This window comes from Methylocaldum sp. 14B (assembly GCF_002005105.1).
GTDB lineage: Bacteria > Pseudomonadota > Gammaproteobacteria > Methylococcales > Methylococcaceae > Methylocaldum.
This window is the reverse complement of sequence record NZ_MSCV01000014.1, coordinates 38,435-54,803: the sequence shown is the minus strand read 5'-3', so window position 1 is coordinate 54,803 and position 16,369 is coordinate 38,435. Positions and strand designations below refer to the sequence as shown.

Here is a 16,369-nt window from a genome sequence, read left to right as displayed (position 1 = left end):
GGAACGTGGCCGGTTCGATGCGATGCTCACCAAACCCGTCGTGCTTTGCGCGTTCCCGGATGGTCACGTCATCCGCCCCGCCTAACCCGAGCCAATGACGGAGCAACAGTCAAACAACGAACGCCCGACACCCGCTATCAGTGCAACCGCCCAAGTGGCGGCGGTCGAGAATCGGCCTATCTCTCCTGGAGAGCTCGGCCGGTCGTAGGATTCTCGAACTCCGGCCATCGCTCCTCAAAACCGGGATCATAGATCGGTTCTTCGCCCAGAGCCGACAACCGACTATCGACGCATCGCGTGAAGTAGTCCTTTTCCACGCCTGCCTCGATATACTTCTTGGATTCGGCCAAACACCGAGCCTGAACCGCCCCGGCTAATTGCTGCCGCACCGCCGGATCCGACGCACATCCACCGATCAGACCCAACACAGCTAAAAACACGAAACGCATAACGCCTCCAAAATCCCTTTAGGCCCGTACCGACTCTACCCAAAGAAAAAACTCCGGTCAAAACCCAATGCCGGTCAGTTATTAATCAGGCCCGTAAATACCCTCCTGGTATTTCGGGCCGCCGCCCAGGCCGGTACACGCCCGGCCTGGGCTCACGCGGCTTGTCGCCGCGCCGGGGCATCCCTGCCCCGGATTAACCCGGCCTTATATTTATAGGCCGGGTTAATAAGCGTCATGCTGGCGGCGAATGCCGAAATGACAGGCCTTAGGACTTGGCTGCCAATTACATCCCCGTCTACTTGAAAACGATTCCGCAGTAGGGTGGGTTAGGCGCGCATCGCATCGAACCTGTCAGGTTCCTGTGGTGTTTCCGCGCGCCGTAACCCACCGGTTTCGCGGCCTGGCTGCCGTACGATTAGAGCGTTTTTCATCCCGGTGTAAGGATTCATGTCGGGCGGGAAGCACGTAGGTCGGCAATCCCTTGCCGACTTATCGGCTCGGCAAAGGACTTTGTCGGAAGGGCAGCTCTGGCGCTCCCAGAGATGCCGTTTGCGATTGGAAGGGTCGCGACTAAAGCGACCGTTTGCGATTGGGAAGGGATTGCCGACCTACATATTGGACTCCCTGACACCGAATCGGAAAATTCTCTAGGCGCGAGCGCATCATAAGACGACAGGGCGGTAGTTTTGAGCTTGGTTCGCTTTTACCCCTTTGCCGCTGGAAGACTTTACCGAGCAGAGTGAAGCTTTCCGAAAGGCCGTAATGCCGCCTCCAATCCTTTTTCTATCTATTCGTAAGTTCTGGCTTACACGATTTTCAGCCTTTTCCGACTCAAACCTGGCTTTTTTGAGTCGCGAAGTCACTAGACTTATCTGCTGGGATTATTCGAAACGACGTTTAAACATGGGTTACCGTCGCCGATATCGTCGCAAACGCTCACGGTCAGGGGGAGTGTTGAGTGACACGACTCACATTGCAAACCGTTTGTCATGGAAAGGTGCAGTGCTCTTTGGCCTTGTACTGTTTGTGATGTTCTATTGGTTGCTGCCGGCGTGGATGAATCATCTCCTTGAAAGCCGTCGCAGCAGCATGTTTTTCCCTGCGGTTGAGGCGATCTTCACTCGGCGGATTCATTGGCTTCAATGGTTGGGCATCGCCTTTGCCTTGATCTGCGGTTTTTTCGCCGTTAGCAACTATTTGTCCGCCGGTCGCCTGAGCCCTAAAGGTGAGCGCCATGTGAGTTTCTTTAGTCGGCTCTTGGCCAGGTTCCTGGATTGATCGACGTGAATTGGGTCAATCTTATTCATTCTTCCAACCTAATTTGGCACCGCCGCAGGCGGATCATCAACAACTTTTCGGAGATTTAGATGCGCATGTTGCTATTGGTCGCAATCCTGGCCGGCGTCAGCTGGTATTACTTCATCGGCGGGCGCAAGATCTCGGACGATCAAGTCAGGGCTTTTTACCAAATGCAGACTCACGCGACGTTGAGCCGCAATCCAGAAGCGCTCTGCAATTTATTGGATAACGACTTTGAGAGTCGCGGCATATCAGTCGTTTACGGTCAACGAGTGGAGGTCACGCAGAACAAAGAGCAAACCTGCGCGGCCTACAAACAGATGTACCAGGGGATAGCTGACATCGGAGCGCGCCTAGGCGGTATAGCCACGCTCGGCTACGAGCATCACATTGACGAAGTCGAGGTCTCGTCGAATCGGAAATCCGCCATTGCGTCCGTTCACTTCGCCCTCACCGTCGCCGGCTCCGTCATGCAATATCGCGGGCACTCCAAAGATACGCTGATCCGCCGAGCCGGTCGCGTTCTCCTCCTGCGCAGTGAAGAGAAATCGAGCATCGGCAATGGCTAGCCGGCATCCAACAATTGGTTCGTAGGACAACGTCGGAAACAGCGGACGAATCTCGCTTTTCCTTTCGAGTTAGAGGCTGTTTTCTATTCACCCGATGTTGGCCGAACTCTCGAACAATCTCTTATCTTTTCCGTTTTCTCAAATTCAGCCAGGACAAACCCGAAACGGACAGCAAAAGAGTGAGAGGTAGAGAAACGTCTTAAAAATTGCTTACTGGTAGGAACACGGGGAGGATCGCCGCGACACTGTTTCCGAAAAGTTATGAGAAGCTCCGTAAGCATCCCTTGATTCTTACGTCGTCCATAGCTAACAGAAATCGATGGATTCCGGCGAGTTACATTATCGACGGAACTGTACGGGGATTTGGGTGAAGTTGATATCCCCCAAAATGTCGCCGATCGGCTATTGTCCTCCCTCCCGTCAGCGCTTCTCCGGCGACGGCTCGGCCACTTTCAAATATCTCTGCGATTCCTTGATTTCGGGGCTGATTTGCCCGGCATCGGGCAGGACCTTTCCCGTACAAAGCCAATAACCGTACTGTGGCCATTCGTTGGAAATCGCCTCGATATGCCAGGCGTAAACCTTCTGCTTCTTGTGTTCCAAATTGCTGAGCTGGTTCGTTCCTATCCCTGTCTTTTGGGCGAATTCGTCCCTCGTCAGGCCTAATGTCTTCCGTAGCTGCTTAATTCGGTCGTTCGCGGCAAATTCGTCAAGCATAGATCTCATACTTGTACTATTTACCGTAATGTATAAAATACATGTTCAAATAGCATGTTATTTCCCAATGTAACGCAATGAGGGGACATTATGGACGAACAGGCCATCCGTCAAGTTCTGTTGCTGCCGCACGTGCAGGTGATGCACCGGGAGAAGTTCGCGGAACTGGTGGGGGTATCGCCGGGCGTGGTGGAGGGGTGGGTCGATCGGGGTCAGGTGGACAGCATCGTCATCGGCAAGCATCGGTTGATCAACATGGTCAAGCTCACCCTGCGCTGCCTCGAGCAGGAGGCGTATTTCTAGCCAAGCCACAGGGAAAGCACCGATGTCTATCTATCAAACCAAGATGCCCCTCGGCGATCTCCACGCTGCCTGTCAGTCGATTGTGACCCGGCTGGTCGACTATGTCCGCCGCGGCGGCAGTGTCGAGCTCGGCTATTTGATGTACCGGAATCAGCTTCAAGGCTTTCTCCTCTTCACTGCCGGAACTGCGGGAGAGTCGATCGTCAAACATGCGCAAAACGCCCTGGACGCCGAGTACCGGCGCTTGACAAGCCGGCGCAATCCGGGCGAATAGTCCCTCTACCCAGAAGATGAAAACATCCGACAACCACGCCGGCGAACGCCCGATGAGCCTCCCCCGTTTCTCAAGGTTTCTGGCCCGAACCGAGACCCACATCGTTCTCGCCGCCCTCCTGCTCACCGCTGCCTGCATCGGCATCGGCGGCTTGATCGTCGATCGACTGGTGGCGCTTCGCCTCTTCACCGGGACGGGCGGTTAGATTCAGTCACGTGGGGCAGGCAAGGGCCCATTGACGTTGCAACGCGGGCGCCGCACGCCCGGCAACGAATGCCTGATATCCCTTTTCTTATCGGTTCATTGCTTCGGCACGAAGAGCGATTTTCGACAAAGTCAATGCACTTTCTTTTATTCCGATATCCGGACGAAATACGAGGAACCGGTAGAGTTCGAGCGCTGTTGGTTTTAGCTAACAGTACAAGATCCCATATAAATCATCGACATGAATAACTTAAAGCGTAAAGCCGTTGGGCTGCCCCAACAGTGAAACCCGAAGCTCTTCGGTTCAGCAAGCCTGATAAGCATCTGATTTTTCATGGTTATTCATGTTTGGCACGGTTTATTCAATACATCGGTCATGGATATGCAAACCGGCAGATCCAGATAAAACGAATTCAATAAACAAAACAAAAAGGACACAGTTCCATGATCAAGAAAACCGCTTTTTCCCTTTCCAGCCTCGTTGCAGCCGCATGTCTGGCTACCGCAGTGAATGCCGAGACCAATAACGCCTATCCCGGCGCCAATGGCAAACCGTTTCAAGCTTTGCAGGGGCAGGTAAACGATTTGCAGAGCCAGCTGGACCAGGTGAAAGCCTCCCTGCAAGCGCAAATCGACGAGGCAAGTGCCAAGATAGTCATGCTGAGCCAAACAGCCAGTGAACACGAAACCGAGCTGAGCACGCTGAATACTCAACTTAACCTGTTACAAAACCAGTTGGCCACTCTGGAACAGACCAAGCAGGACCGTATCAACGGCGCTTGCGAAGAAGGCTATGCCATCCAGGAGATTCTGTCGGACGGAACCACAATCTGCGCTCGCGACGGCGGCAACGGTTTCAAGTTCGTGAAAGAGACCTTTAACGTCCTGCCCGGCGTATACCTCAATGAGGTCCTGAAATGCCCTGCCTCTCACCCGGTCGTTACAGGCGGCGGCTACTACGAAGGCGGCACGGTCAGCGCCGTTGCCAGCAGGCCCACGCCGGAAGGGGACGGTTGGACGGTGTTCTACAGCGCTGTCGTTCCGGGGGACATTTTGATGATTCATGCGATTTGTACGGTTCAATGAACCATGAATTGATCGCTCCCCGTTTAAAGGCCGGCTTTCAGACTGTGTGAAAAGTCTGCGATGGTCCTTTCAAGAAACGCCCCGCTCAAAAGGCGGGGCGTTTTCATTTTGCACGCGCATAAACGCGAACTCCCGCGGAACGGCGCCCTCCGCGAATGGGTTCGAAAACGATTTGATCAGTCGGGGGATAATCCATGGCTGGAAATGCTGGACCACTGCGTTCTGGAGCTCGATGATGCCTGGAGAGGCACGCCGATCCCGATCAGCCAGGTGCGGGACTGGGTGTACGAATACGGCGGCGAGTCCCGCTACCGGGTGGTGGGGCGGATAACTCTGTCCACGGTCCACGGGGCGAAAAACAATTGGGCTTGGCGGATGTGGATAGAGGTGGCCTCAGAAATTTGAACAGTCGGTTAAGTGGATAAACTGCTCCCTAACGGCGTGGGCAACACCGATGACTTGGAGCGATTTATGAGCAAACGACCTCGCCGAAACCACTCACCGACCTTCAAGGCCAAGGTAGCATTAGCCGCGTTGAAGGGAGAGAAGACCCTGGCCGAGTTAGCCCAGGAGTTCGACGTCCATCCCAATCAGATCAGTGACTGGAGAAACCAGCTTTTGGAGCGGGCCGCCAGCGTGTTTGGCGGCGACGCCAAGACCGAACCGACTATAGACCTCAAGGCCCTGCACGCCAAGATCGGCCAGCAGGCGTTAGAGATTGATTTTTTAGCCGGCTTAGCTCAAACGCCGGAAAGCTGAGCGCAAAAGATGATCAATCAGACCCATGACCTACCAGTGACTCGTCAGACCGAACTGCTGGGCATCAGTCGGGGAAGCCTTTACTACGTGCCCCGGCCTCCGGCGGACTCTGATCCGAAGCTCATGGGCCAGATCGACGAATTGCATCTGGAACATCCCTTCATGAGCGCCCGATTGCTCCGGGATATGCTGAACCGGGAGGGCTTCCAGGTCGGACGCCAGGATGTCTCCACGCTGATGGAACGCATGGGCATCGAGCCCCTCTACCGGCGTCCGAGGACGAGCCGGAAGCATCCCGCCCAGCCGGTCTACCCGTATCTGCTGCGCGGACTGACCATCGACCGAGCGAATTTCGTGTGGGCTCTGGATATCACGTACGTGCCAATGGCTAAGGGCTTCGTCTACTTGTGCGTCGTGCTCGACTGGGCCAGCCGCAAGGTCCTGGCCTATCGGCTGTCGATCGCCATGGATGCCGGCTTCTGCGTTGAAGCCCTGGAGGAAGCCTTCCGCCGTTATGGCTGTCCGGACATCGTCAATACTGATCAAGGTGCCCAGTTCACTAGCGCGGCGTTCATCGAAGCGCTGACGAGCCGGGGCATTCGGATCAGCCTGGATGGCAAGGACGCCTGGCGCGACAACGTCTTCGTCGAGCGTCTCTAGCGCACCGTGAAATACGAGGAGGTTTACCTTAAGGCGTATGATTCGGTCTGCTACGCTGGCGAATCTATCGGGCGATACCTGGACTTCTACAACACCCGACGACCCCATTCGAGTCTGGACGGCAGAACCCCGAATGAGGTTTACTTCAACCCTCTAACGGCCCTTCCCAAGGCCTCGTAACCCCAGGAAGTAGCGGCAGCAGTTTTGCCATCGGGCGTTATTGGAAACTGCCAATCGTCCTTTGCGTGTATGAAGCCGCCATCGATCGGAATGTCGTCAGTGGCAATTAGATGGGGGAAGGAGACGTTCAACGCCTTGGGAACAATGTGTGGGTGACCAGGCTAAAATCAGTAAACTGTCAAAGTATTGTCTTGGTATAAACCAGCTTGCGAGGAGTATCGCTCGATGAGGTATTGCTTTGTAAACAGTCCGGGAAGGAATGAAAGCATCGATATTGCACGTGGGCTGGGTATGTTTCTCGTAATCTATGGTCACGTTTTGCAAATTTTATTCCATAAACGAATGGATGGCGGTTTTTCGCAGATCGCCTTTGCGCAGTGGCAGGCGATATACAGTTTTCATATGCCATTGTTTTTCATGATTTCGGGAATGATAGCGAATCAGTTTTCCGGAAAATCCTGGAAACAGGTGGCAGACCGATCCATTTATCTGATTCTGATAGCCTATATTGTGGATGTGATTGGCACTTCTTTCACCGTCATCCACCAAGGCGCGTCGGCAATTTCCAAGTCTAAGGTCGAAGACTATCTGATTAAGCACATAGCATTGGCGGAGTCATTCAGCACGATTACCGTATGGTTTCTCGTCGCAATTGCAGTTGTCCGCTTGGCCTCATACTCAATACTCAGATACACGGGAATTGTTCGGTGGTTCATCGTTGCTATTTTGATCGTTAGTTTTGTGTTTTCCTATGAGGGCCCTAACGCATTCCACATAAGGGCTGTGGCCCCCGGCGTCGTTTTTTTCATGATCGGTCGCTACCTCGCGTTATGTTCGATCAGTATCTATATCTATGCGGCACTGTCTCCTGTTCTTCTTGCGATCTCGCTGTGGCTTGCCCATTACAACGGGGGATGCACCTTTGGATGGCAATCCTCTTGTGAAAACCCGGAATTGCCAGGCCATTTTGCAGTACTGATGATCTTTGGACTATATGGGAATTTGCCATTGTTTTTCCTGACAGCCACTATGGGTAGTCTGGCCGTAATTGGGCTTGCCAACTTGCTTGTAAATACCAAGCTGTCCCCAATACTCGGTTTCATGGGAAGGAATTCCCTGGGTCTGTTAATCATAAATGGGTTTTATCTTGCCTTCGTCAATCCGCTTCTGAGAAACGTGATCGATATCGACGACACCATTATCTTTTATGTTGTACTAGGAAGTCTGGCGATGCTTGCGCATATCATTACTTTGCTGTTAATGAAACCCGTGCTTTCTTGTATTGAAAGTGTTGCGCAACGAATCGCTCAATTCTCTGTTGGAATCCTTTGGCTAGCTTTGGCTCGGTTTCGAGTGGATACTCGGCATGCTGGAACCGGTACATGATTTACCTGAGTGGCTTTTTAGAGAAGCGGCTGGTCGTGCAGATTCAAAGGCGGAGTGGAAGTCATCACCAGACTGACGAGTTCGGCCTGTCGGCCGGTTCCGGTTTTGTCAAATATCCGTTGCAGATGGGTACGTGCAGTTGTCAGACTCACGCCGATTTGTCTGGCTGCGTGGGCAAGCCCAGTTCCAGATAAGATTGAATCCAAAACGCGGGTTTCAGCGGGAGTCAAACCATAAATGCGCGCGATGAGATTGGATCGCGATTCTTGAACGGACTCGGGGTCGCAGACGAAAACCGCGCAGCAAGCGCGGGATTCCAGGTCCAGAAAGAACTGGTTTCCGGCGGGGAGAGGAAGAACGGTAGCAAGCAACGGCCGCCCTTGTTCGCGGTCGATTTTGATCTCAGCCCCGGCATCGGGTTTCCGTGCCACCACCTCGAGTATCGCCTTTTTCAGTTCACGGTTTGAGCGCGATTCTCGGCTCATAACGGTACCCTTGATCGTGGTCAAGCAGGTACCAGAAGCCAGCAGTTTTTCGGCGGCCGCGTTGGCGAAAACGATACGTTGATTTCTGTCCAGCAAAAGAACGGCAATCGCCGTGTGCGTTAAGATCGCTTCCATCGCGGACCTCTGATGTTGCAACGAATCAATCTGCATACCGACCCGCATGGCGCGCATCAGATGTGGCGCTAACCTGGCCAACAGAGCCCGCTCGTGATCGGTGGCGTCGCCGGCACCATCCGCACGAACCAAAGTCAAAGGACAGTAAACGTCATCCTGACGATGCAGCACCACGGTGACTGGGCAGCACAATCCCTGAGGACGTGCCCAACCATCATAGAACTCGGTGCGGCGGAACTCCTTGACAGGTACGACATCCCCGTTCGTGACAACGAATCCTGGCTGCATTTGCGGTGCAATTTCGAACAAGGGATTCATTGGCAAGTAATATGCGAAGGTTTTCTCCACATGATTCTTGTCAAAGCCAAAATAGACAAGAGGCTTTCCTTCGCGGGTTCGGCAATCCTCGATGGTAAGCCCACCGGCAATGCAATTCGTTAACCTGGCTAGCCGCCGCAGGACCTTTTCCCAAGCGGCGGGCTCCAGCGCTGCTCCCTGAATGAGGTCAAGGACGTCAAGATAATCCGCTTCCGAAACGACCATAACGATTCCCCTATCCGATCGAAGCCTTTGCCCCTCCTCGATTTCATACGCTATCCCCTGTCAAAGTCGTATGTTTTATCGGTGCCGGCGGGCATCTAAGTAGTGCTTTTTTGGACAAATCGCCACTCCGCCGATTGTAATCCTTGCTTAACGGAAAGGACCCCGGTCCGGTCTACATCTGGGCTGGGGAAATCGGTTAGAGCATCTTTCTATTGGGTTGTCATCATCCGTTTGAATGACGACGACGCGAACGCCGCGTTGAACAATCACCATCGCCCACAATTCGGCTTCCAGTCGCGAGCTTATCTTAGCAGGAGGTAAATCGACCTCCGCCTTCACAGAGGGGAGAGCGTGGCTCAACGCATTGGATCCGTATTGTTGCCAAGGATGGCGTTCAGGGCAGGTGTCCGACCGTGTTCAGCTTGCGTCAGCCGCATAGCTTAACGTCAATCCGGGGAAGAATTGAAGCCGATTTGCACCGGTCAGTGTAGGCCGAATTAGGTAAAAATCAGTGCTCAATAATAACGTCAAAGAAAGGGAGACAGAATGTGGCCGATACCGGGAAAAGCACTCTCCAGACAATTCTGGAAAATATCCGCGATGCAGGAGTTAGCTTTGGCCAGCGTTTCACTCCTCCGCAGGCCAACGTACTAGCCGAAGTCCGTAAGCTGCTTGCAGAACTCGGTATTAAGGACCCGGGAGGTTCGGTATCGAGCGCATTAGAAAGTGTCGCAGCTGATTGGAAAAGCATCGCTGATTCGCTTTCGGCAATTAGCCTTGATTTCACCGATCCTGCGGCAGTTATCGCTGGTATCGGCAAGAAGGCGGAAGATATCAAGGAAGCATTTGAAGGGATTCTCAAAGCGCCTGAAACCGCCTTATCCGGTCTCCAAGCGAACGGCGCCGCGCTCCGGGCAGTATTCCCGGAGCGCCTTCTTCATTACATTGTTTACGACTTTATTACCAAGTCGCACGAGAAAGTAGGCGGTGTATTCCTTTTACTCGGCGTGCTGCGCCGAGAGGTCAAGAGCGCTGCCGGCAATTCTGCATTGATTGATAACGCGGAGGTCCGCGTATTCGATCTACCACAACTTGTCCACGCTCTAACACATCCCCGTGAGGCGTTTCTACGGGTGTTTAAATGGGGAAAGGATGATTTCAATGCGCGGCCACTCGTCGACGGTATGGTGCTTCTGCTCGGAACCCTTCGGACAGTCTTTCCAGGTATTTCGATCGGTCCCGACGACGATATCTTTCCTCTTTCTGAAGAAAGTCCATTTGTCAACCGGAACCTGACCGTTGAAGGACTGAAACCCAGCGCTCGGCGTTCTATATCGAATGTGCCAAGTGTCGCTGGCGGAACGACGACGCTTTCTTTCGTCGGCTTGCACAAGCATGGGCTCGGTTTACAAGTTCCCAATCCGGTAAATTTGACTGGCAAGTTTGGTTCACTCGAATTGCCAAAGCTTCCGCCATCAAAACTTTTTGCTTTTACTCCGGGAAACACCCCTGAGACTGATCCACCAAGCTTTAAGGTTCTCCCGTAATGGCGAACGAGAAGTTGAAATTCAACCTAGGCGACGGTTCCGCACAACCCGTGCCGCTGCTCACCATTCCCGGTGGGATAGGGCTTTATCGAACGGATGTTGCACTTGATCTGGAGCTCGAGGTCGCACAAGGTCTCTCCGCGGAGGCTGGCTTCAAGAAGTGCTTCGTTCGACTGGGATCCAACGGCGATTCTTTCCTTGAAGCGCTAGTGCCTGGCCTTCAGGATAGCCAGCCCTTTGATTTGACGGTTCGTTGGGATAGCGAAAAGGGCGTGTCCTTTGCCGGTGGCGGGGCGCTACAGGTGACCCTCCCGATTCGTGCCCAGCGTCCGTTCGTGAAGCTCAATGCCTTGCATCTCATTGCCACTCCACGGCTGCAAGCTGACTCAAAACTCGCCATCGAGTTATCTGCCGATGTCACGGGCTCGTTTCTTGATGTGATCGACACGTCGGTGCAACGCATCGGCATAATGGCGGATTTCTCCGTTTCGGGGGCTGATCCCTTAGGTGCAATACCTTTTGGAACCACAATAGCATTCAAACCGCCGACCGGAGCCGGTCTAAATCTCGATGTCGCAGGGATATTAAATGGCGGCGGGTTTCTATCGATCGACCATGACAAAGGGCTTTATTTCGGAACGATCTCGGTTGAGCTTTTAGGGATAGGTGTAACGGCCAACGTTCTTATCAATACTCGGCCCAGCTTTTCTCTTTTGGCAATTCTTAGCGCGGACTTCAGGCCCGTAGGTTTGGATATTGGGTTTGGCTTTACCATCAACGCGGTCGGCGGACTGTTGGGCCTGAATCGGAGCGCCGATCTGGCTGCATTAAAGGACGGCGTGCGTACCAACGCGATCGCCAGCATTATGTTCCCGCCGAACCCGGTGGCTGATGCTCCTCGAATCTTCAGCGATCTTTCCCGTTTCTTTCCAGTGCTCGAAAACCAGTTCGTCGTGGGGCCGATGATCGAAATGGGCTGGGGAAAACCCACCGGCATGATGACATTGTCGCTCGGTCTCATCATCCAGGTGCCCGATCCGAAGTTCGCCATTCTCGGGATCCTGAAGGTACTTGTCCCGCCGGGCATCGATGCAGCCCCGCTCCGCATCCAGGTCAACTTTGCGGGCAGCATCGATTTTGCTGCGCGATTCCTCCGTTTCGACTCGAGTCTCTTTGACTCCCGCCTGCTTACGTTCGCGCTCGACGGCGACATGGCGGCTCGCCTGCGCTGGGGAGCCAACGCCAATTTTGCGGTGACCGTAGGAGGGTTTAGCCCGAAGTACGTACCGGCCTCCGATCTGGACATCGCTGGGACACGGCGGGTCTCGATCAATCTCTTGCCCACTTCGGACAATCCTCGGCTTCGGATCGAGTCTTACTATGCCGTCACCAGTAATACCTTACAGCACGGCGCCCGCATCGAAATATATGCCGCCGCAGCGGGCTTCGGGATCAGGGGTTTCCTGGGCTATGACGTGCTCGTACAGCTTTCACCGCTTTACTTTGACGCCTCTTTTGGCGGGGCGGTCGCGGTCATGGCGTTCGGCGAGGACATAATGAGCGTCGGTCTCGACGTGCGGCTGCAGGGGCCGGTCCGTTGGCAGGTGGATGGTGAAGCGAAATTCAGGTATCTGCTCATAAAGCACAACGTTCCGGTTCATGAAACCTTCGGTGGCGGCGAAGCGCCCGCCGTGCCGGATGTGATGGTCGAGGAACGATTCCGCGAGCAGGGAAGAAACCCGAAAAACTGGAGCGCAACCTGGCCGGGGCAAGGCCAGCTTGTTGTCCAATTGGTGCCCAGGCTTTCAATCGCCGAAAATGAAACCCTAGCCCATCCCTCGGCGACCCTTGAATTCAATCAACATACGCTGCCCTTGAACGAAACCTTGCAGCGTTTCGGCGCGGCCGTGCCAGCCGGCGCACGGTTCTTCGACATCATCGGCATGAAGACGAAGCACGGCAGTCTTCCCGCGTTGGAGGTTCTGCCGCTGAAAAGCGAGTTCGCCCCGGCGCAATTCTTCGAGCTGAGCAACGACGAAAAGATCTCGGCACCCGCGTTCCGAAGCTTCAAGAGTGGGGTGCGGGCGGATGGGGCCGCATTGGTCGAGTTCACAAAAGCCGTGCGGCGCGATCTCGTATACGAAGCCCACGTCATCGACCCCGTTGCTGAAGACGCTCCGCAGTCGCTCGCAAAATTACTGCTGTTCAACGTCCGGGCTTCGGAAGCGGCCAATCTCCTCCGCGGTGCCGCAATCGCACGATCCAGCATTTACAAGGATCGCGTTGCCAGCCTGCCGACGGGTGCCGAGGTGAAGAGGGTAACCCCAGGTTACTGTGTGGTCGACAAGGCGACCTTGACGCCGATTGCGGGCATAGGGGTCCTGGATAACCACGTCACGGCAAAACGCGCTCACGCGGATGCCGTGGCATTGAATCCCAGCCTTGCTGGCAAGCTCCTGGTTATCTCCGAGAATGAATTGGTGTAGGCCATGGTAGAGTCTTTAGCCCATTACACGTTCTTGCCCTTCTACCGCACCGGATTGGCGTCCGCCGTCGATCGCGGGACCGATGGTCGAGGCGAACTGGAAGTAAGCATTCAGGCAAAGATCGGTTCCAACGAGGAGTCTTTCTCCCGAACCATCAGGCTTATAGGGCCGGGCGATCTTCGCGGCATCGATCCACGGGCGATCATCCGGGTGGAGCCTCGTCCTCTCACCAACGATTTCGAACCCAATTACCTGGCGGCCATTGAGTTCTTTGACGAGGACTTTCCCTGGCGGTATTCGCCGCAAGCGCCCGCGGGGGACAGGCTGCTGCCATGGGTCGCGCTGATCGTTCTGGAAGAGGGCGAATTTGAAGGGCCTAAGGATCAGGGCCCGGAGCTACCGCCATTCATCTCCATTCAAAAGGAGCATGCTGCCAAATTGCCGCCGCCCGACCAACTCTGGGCCTGGGCTCACACCCATTTGAATTCCATTTCCGCCTCCTCTGCGAATCCCCGTGCGACTGCCGCTGCGCTGACCGGAAATCCGGCGCTGGGATGCTCCCGGCTACTTGCACCTCGCAGGTTGCAACCGAACAAGGCCTATCGGGCTTTTCTGGTACCGACTTTCGAAACAGGGCGCCGTGCCGGCCTGGTGCCCCAGGCGATTCAGCCCAACCGGCCCTTTGCGTGGGACCGGGCGAGTTCCACGACACTGCCGGTCTATTTTCACTGGCAGTTTCGGACCGGCACGGAGGGGGATTTCGAGGCGTTGGCGGCACGCCTGAAGGCGAAGGCTCCCGACAAGACCGTAGGACGGCGCCCAATGGATCTCTCGCGGCCGCTACCTGGTATGCCCGAAAAAGGAAAAGGATCCATACCTAAGATTCTGAACATCCCGCCACAAAAGTCCGGAGTACCTGAACCTGCCAGGCCCGTTCTCGACCTGGAAGGTGCGTTGCAGATCCCTGGCGCCAAGCCGAGCGCGGACTTTTGGGAGGCGCAAAGCAAGGCCGACTTTCAGAGCTGGCTGGCGGACTTCATCAATCTGGGCGAAGTGTGGACCATCAATACCCAAAATCGGCTGAGCGGCGCTCCGGAGCTCCCCAGCGGCATCAAGCTTCCCATCGTTTTGCCGCCAAGCTATGGTCGCTGGCAAGCGAATATCGAAGCACTAGAACCCGCCCAGGCCGAAGACCGCTGGTTAGAACAGATCAACCTGGACCCGAGCAACCGCGTGGCGGCGGCTTTCGGCACACAGGTGGTCCAGAAAAACCAGGAGGACTTCATGGCTCGTGCCTGGAGGCAGTACGGCGAACTTTTCGAGGCTAACCGCTTCCGCTTTCGCGCGCAATTCTTTCGCGAGTTGCTGACCTCTGTCGAGTTGAAGCATTTCACTGCACTTTCGGAAGCCAACCTGTTGGCGACCACCGCTTTCGTTCACCCCAAGGTGCTGGCCGAGACGGGGGAACGCCGCACGGTCTTCGGCGTCATCGATGCCAGCATCCTTCCGCAGGCCGCGGTGCAAACGACCATGCGCCGCATTTTGCGAGCCAATGGTCCGATCACCAAGCGGTTCGGAGGGGCGAAAGGTGGCCTCAAGCCGGTCCTTGAGGCGCTGGCCGCCGGGCGCGCCAGCCTTGCCCCGCCGTTGAACCAGCCGGAGGATCGTCTGACTCTTGCGACCTGGGGAGACAGGCATCGGGTTCCCGGAGAAATCGGTTGGTTGTGCGGCCTCTGGAAAAGGCTGCCGCCGTTCATCAGAAACTTCCTGGAGCAGTTGTTGATCCTGGTCGAGAAGCTTCCCGCTATAGGCATCATCGCCCGCTTTTTACTGGACAGCCTGGCCGTATGCCACAGCAAGCCCGCGCTGTCGGCGGAAGGCTTAACGCCCCAGGCAGTCGAAGAAGCGCAGGTGGCGGGTGGATGGGTGCCGCTGGCTAATCCGGGCGAGACGCCGCAGGTTCGGATCGAAGACCGCGCCCCTGCGCCTGAAAACCCGATTTTCTCCTCGGCGGCCTGGAATTTCCGTCAGGCCGCCTTGAATGCCACGGAATGGCTCACGCTGCCCATACCCGAGCCGAAGCCCCGCCCAATGCTCGATGTGGCAAGTACGGCCGCTACCCTCCGAAAATCACTCATTCCATATATCACCGTACCTGAGCGGGTCCGTCTGTTCTTCATGCTGCCGCCATGGGTGAAACTACCATCCTACGATCCTCTTGAAGCCATTATGGCGTATCCAAGTTTTGACGATGCCACCTATGCGTTTCTCAGAAAGCTTTCCGAGGAGCACCTGGTTCCGAACCTTTCGAAAATCGAAAACAACACCGTGACCCTGCTCGAGACCAACTGGCGCTTCATCGAAAGCTTCCTGGTAGGCCTCAATCACGAAATGGGGCGTGAACTCCTCTGGCGCGGCTATCCCACCGATCGGCGAGGGAGCTATTTCCGCCAGTTCTGGGATGTGGCGGGTATTCCCCGTGCCCATGACAGCCAGGGACGCATCGTCGAAATGTTCCGCGACATACACCCTATCCATGGCTGGAAATCCGAAGGGAAGTTAACCGAACTGGGCGGTAACCGCCCCATTGGCAAAAAAGTCACCAGCAACCTCGTTCTGGTGATTCGAGGCGACCTGTTGCGGCGTTATCCGAATACCGAAGTCTTCGCGGTGAAGGCGGTTCCGAATCCGAAACCGCGTCCGAAGGACGATGGTTTTGAACACCTAAACCGCAAGCCGGGCAATGACCTTGACGAACCAACAAACTCTCAGCGGCAAAACCCTGTTTTTGGGCCAATTCAATTGGCCGCCGACATATTCGGTTATGGATTCAACCTTGAGAAGGGCGAAGTTATCGGAGTGGATGCTGGAGAAGGTGAGCGAGTGAATCTGGGCTGGTATTTCGTGTTGCGGGAACGCTTCGCGGAACCGCGGTTTGGTTTGGATGAGCCTAAATCGCCTCCGAAACAAGATGCGGATCTCGCGAAAATCGTCGACGACAAGGGCCGCCCAAGCAAAAAAGCCCGCGATCTGAGCTGGGCTTCTCTGGTGAAGACCTTAAAAGAGTATGCGGATCTGGCTGCCATTGATCTGGACCGCAACAAGCCTAATTTGGATCACAGCAAGGTGGCAGATATCTTGGACATCGATAATCCTCCGACATCTGCCACCTGGAATAAAGATGCTGCGGACATGGCGATGATTCTCTTGCAAAGCCCGGTCAGCGTTTATTTTCACGCCAGCAAAATGCTGCAGGGAATTGAAGACGGCCCGTAGCCCATGAGACT

Annotated in this window: 14 protein-coding genes and 1 pseudogene; 11 read left to right on the top strand and 4 right to left on the bottom strand. The window is 55.1% G+C overall.

Annotated elements, in window-relative coordinates:
* Nucleotides 1-176: 176 nt before the first annotated feature.
* Nucleotides 177-449, bottom strand: coding sequence for a hypothetical protein (locus tag B2A78_RS12060; protein WP_077730244.1), 273 nt, complete (start codon nucleotides 447-449; stop codon nucleotides 177-179).
* A 987-nt stretch (nucleotides 450-1,436) separates the two neighbouring features.
* A complete protein-coding gene (locus tag B2A78_RS25680) occupies nucleotides 1,437-1,685 on the bottom strand; it encodes a hypothetical protein (RefSeq protein ID WP_143735161.1) in 249 nt (82 codons plus the stop codon).
* Nucleotides 1,686-1,816: 131 nt separating this feature from the next.
* Between B2A78_RS25680 and B2A78_RS12050 the strand changes: the two genes are divergently transcribed.
* Nucleotides 1,817-2,317, top strand: coding sequence for a hypothetical protein (locus B2A78_RS12050; protein ID WP_077730242.1), 501 nt, complete (start codon nucleotides 1,817-1,819; stop codon nucleotides 2,315-2,317).
* A gap of 420 nt (nucleotides 2,318-2,737) precedes the next feature.
* Here B2A78_RS12050 and B2A78_RS12045 read toward each other — a convergent pair whose 3' ends face one another.
* Complete coding sequence (locus tag B2A78_RS12045) at nucleotides 2,738-3,034, bottom strand: helix-turn-helix transcriptional regulator (RefSeq protein ID WP_077730241.1); 297 nt, start codon at nucleotides 3,032-3,034, stop codon at nucleotides 2,738-2,740.
* 90 nt (nucleotides 3,035-3,124) lie between these two features.
* Here B2A78_RS12045 and B2A78_RS12040 point away from each other — a divergent pair, with 90 nt between their 5' ends.
* The 7 genes and pseudogenes from B2A78_RS12040 to B2A78_RS12010 all read left to right on the top strand — a co-directional run bounded on the left by B2A78_RS12040 (nucleotide 3,125) and on the right by B2A78_RS12010 (nucleotide 7,886).
* Nucleotides 3,125-3,337 (top strand): hypothetical protein, encoded by a 213-nt coding sequence (locus tag B2A78_RS12040; protein WP_077730240.1) that lies wholly within the window; start codon nucleotides 3,125-3,127, stop codon nucleotides 3,335-3,337.
* 22 nt (nucleotides 3,338-3,359) lie between these two features.
* Nucleotides 3,360-3,611 carry a hypothetical protein gene (locus tag B2A78_RS12035; RefSeq protein ID WP_077730239.1) on the top strand — a complete coding sequence of 84 codons (252 nt, stop codon included), beginning with the start codon at nucleotides 3,360-3,362 and terminating at the stop codon, nucleotides 3,609-3,611.
* A 52-nt stretch (nucleotides 3,612-3,663) separates the two neighbouring features.
* The gene (locus B2A78_RS12030) at nucleotides 3,664-3,816 is read left to right on the top strand and encodes a hypothetical protein (RefSeq protein ID WP_156880112.1); all 153 of its coding nucleotides are present in this window, start codon (nucleotides 3,664-3,666) and stop codon (nucleotides 3,814-3,816) included.
* A 443-nt stretch (nucleotides 3,817-4,259) separates the two neighbouring features.
* Complete coding sequence (locus B2A78_RS12025; protein WP_077730237.1) at nucleotides 4,260-4,901, top strand: hypothetical protein; 642 nt, start codon at nucleotides 4,260-4,262, stop codon at nucleotides 4,899-4,901.
* A gap of 108 nt (nucleotides 4,902-5,009) precedes the next feature.
* The gene (locus B2A78_RS12020) at nucleotides 5,010-5,306 is read left to right on the top strand and encodes a hypothetical protein (protein WP_139841195.1); all 297 of its coding nucleotides are present in this window, start codon (nucleotides 5,010-5,012) and stop codon (nucleotides 5,304-5,306) included.
* 66 nt (nucleotides 5,307-5,372) lie between these two features.
* Nucleotides 5,373-6,500, top strand: a pseudogene (locus B2A78_RS12015) (IS3 family transposase).
* A 225-nt stretch (nucleotides 6,501-6,725) separates the two neighbouring features.
* A complete protein-coding gene (locus B2A78_RS12010) occupies nucleotides 6,726-7,886 on the top strand; it encodes an acyltransferase (protein ID WP_077730235.1) in 1,161 nt (386 codons plus the stop codon).
* Between the two features lie 17 nt (nucleotides 7,887-7,903).
* On the opposite strand, the gene B2A78_RS12005 is transcribed toward B2A78_RS12010, so the two are convergent.
* Complete coding sequence (locus tag B2A78_RS12005) at nucleotides 7,904-9,049, bottom strand: PAS domain-containing protein (protein WP_077730234.1); 1,146 nt, start codon at nucleotides 9,047-9,049, stop codon at nucleotides 7,904-7,906.
* Between the two features lie 548 nt (nucleotides 9,050-9,597).
* On the opposite strand from B2A78_RS12005, the gene B2A78_RS12000 reads away from it, so the two are divergent.
* The 3 genes from B2A78_RS12000 (at nucleotide 9,598) to B2A78_RS11990 (ending at nucleotide 16,358) form a co-directional block, all read left to right on the top strand.
* Complete coding sequence (locus B2A78_RS12000; RefSeq protein ID WP_077730233.1) at nucleotides 9,598-10,596, top strand: hypothetical protein; 999 nt, start codon at nucleotides 9,598-9,600, stop codon at nucleotides 10,594-10,596.
* Nucleotides 10,596-13,082 carry a DUF6603 domain-containing protein gene (locus B2A78_RS11995; RefSeq protein WP_077730232.1) on the top strand — a complete coding sequence of 829 codons (2,487 nt, stop codon included), beginning with the start codon at nucleotides 10,596-10,598 and terminating at the stop codon, nucleotides 13,080-13,082. Before B2A78_RS12000 ends, B2A78_RS11995 begins: the two co-directional genes overlap by 1 nt.
* A 768-nt stretch (nucleotides 13,083-13,850) precedes the next feature.
* Nucleotides 13,851-16,358: a hypothetical protein gene (locus tag B2A78_RS11990; protein WP_143735160.1), complete on the top strand. Its 2,508-nt coding sequence runs from the start codon at nucleotides 13,851-13,853 to the stop codon at nucleotides 16,356-16,358.
* Nucleotides 16,359-16,369 lie beyond the last annotated feature (11 nt).

Coding starts and splice junctions, on each gene's coding strand:
- B2A78_RS12060 (WP_077730244.1), bottom strand. CDS start 449: ATGCGTTTCGTGTTTTTAGCTGTGTTGGGTCTGATCGGTGGATGTGCG.
- B2A78_RS25680 (WP_143735161.1), bottom strand. CDS start 1,685: ATGGCGCTCACCTTTAGGGCTCAGGCGACCGGCGGACAAATAGTTGCT.
- B2A78_RS12050 (WP_077730242.1), top strand. CDS start 1,817: ATGCGCATGTTGCTATTGGTCGCAATCCTGGCCGGCGTCAGCTGGTAT.
- B2A78_RS12045 (WP_077730241.1), bottom strand. CDS start 3,034: ATGCTTGACGAATTTGCCGCGAACGACCGAATTAAGCAGCTACGGAAG.
- B2A78_RS12040 (WP_077730240.1), top strand. CDS start 3,125: ATGGACGAACAGGCCATCCGTCAAGTTCTGTTGCTGCCGCACGTGCAG.
- B2A78_RS12035 (WP_077730239.1), top strand. CDS start 3,360: ATGTCTATCTATCAAACCAAGATGCCCCTCGGCGATCTCCACGCTGCC.
- B2A78_RS12030 (WP_156880112.1), top strand. CDS start 3,664: ATGAGCCTCCCCCGTTTCTCAAGGTTTCTGGCCCGAACCGAGACCCAC.
- B2A78_RS12025 (WP_077730237.1), top strand. CDS start 4,260: ATGATCAAGAAAACCGCTTTTTCCCTTTCCAGCCTCGTTGCAGCCGCA.
- B2A78_RS12010 (WP_077730235.1), top strand. CDS start 6,726: ATGAGGTATTGCTTTGTAAACAGTCCGGGAAGGAATGAAAGCATCGAT.
- B2A78_RS12005 (WP_077730234.1), bottom strand. CDS start 9,049: ATGGTCGTTTCGGAAGCGGATTATCTTGACGTCCTTGACCTCATTCAG.
- B2A78_RS11995 (WP_077730232.1), top strand. CDS start 10,596: ATGGCGAACGAGAAGTTGAAATTCAACCTAGGCGACGGTTCCGCACAA.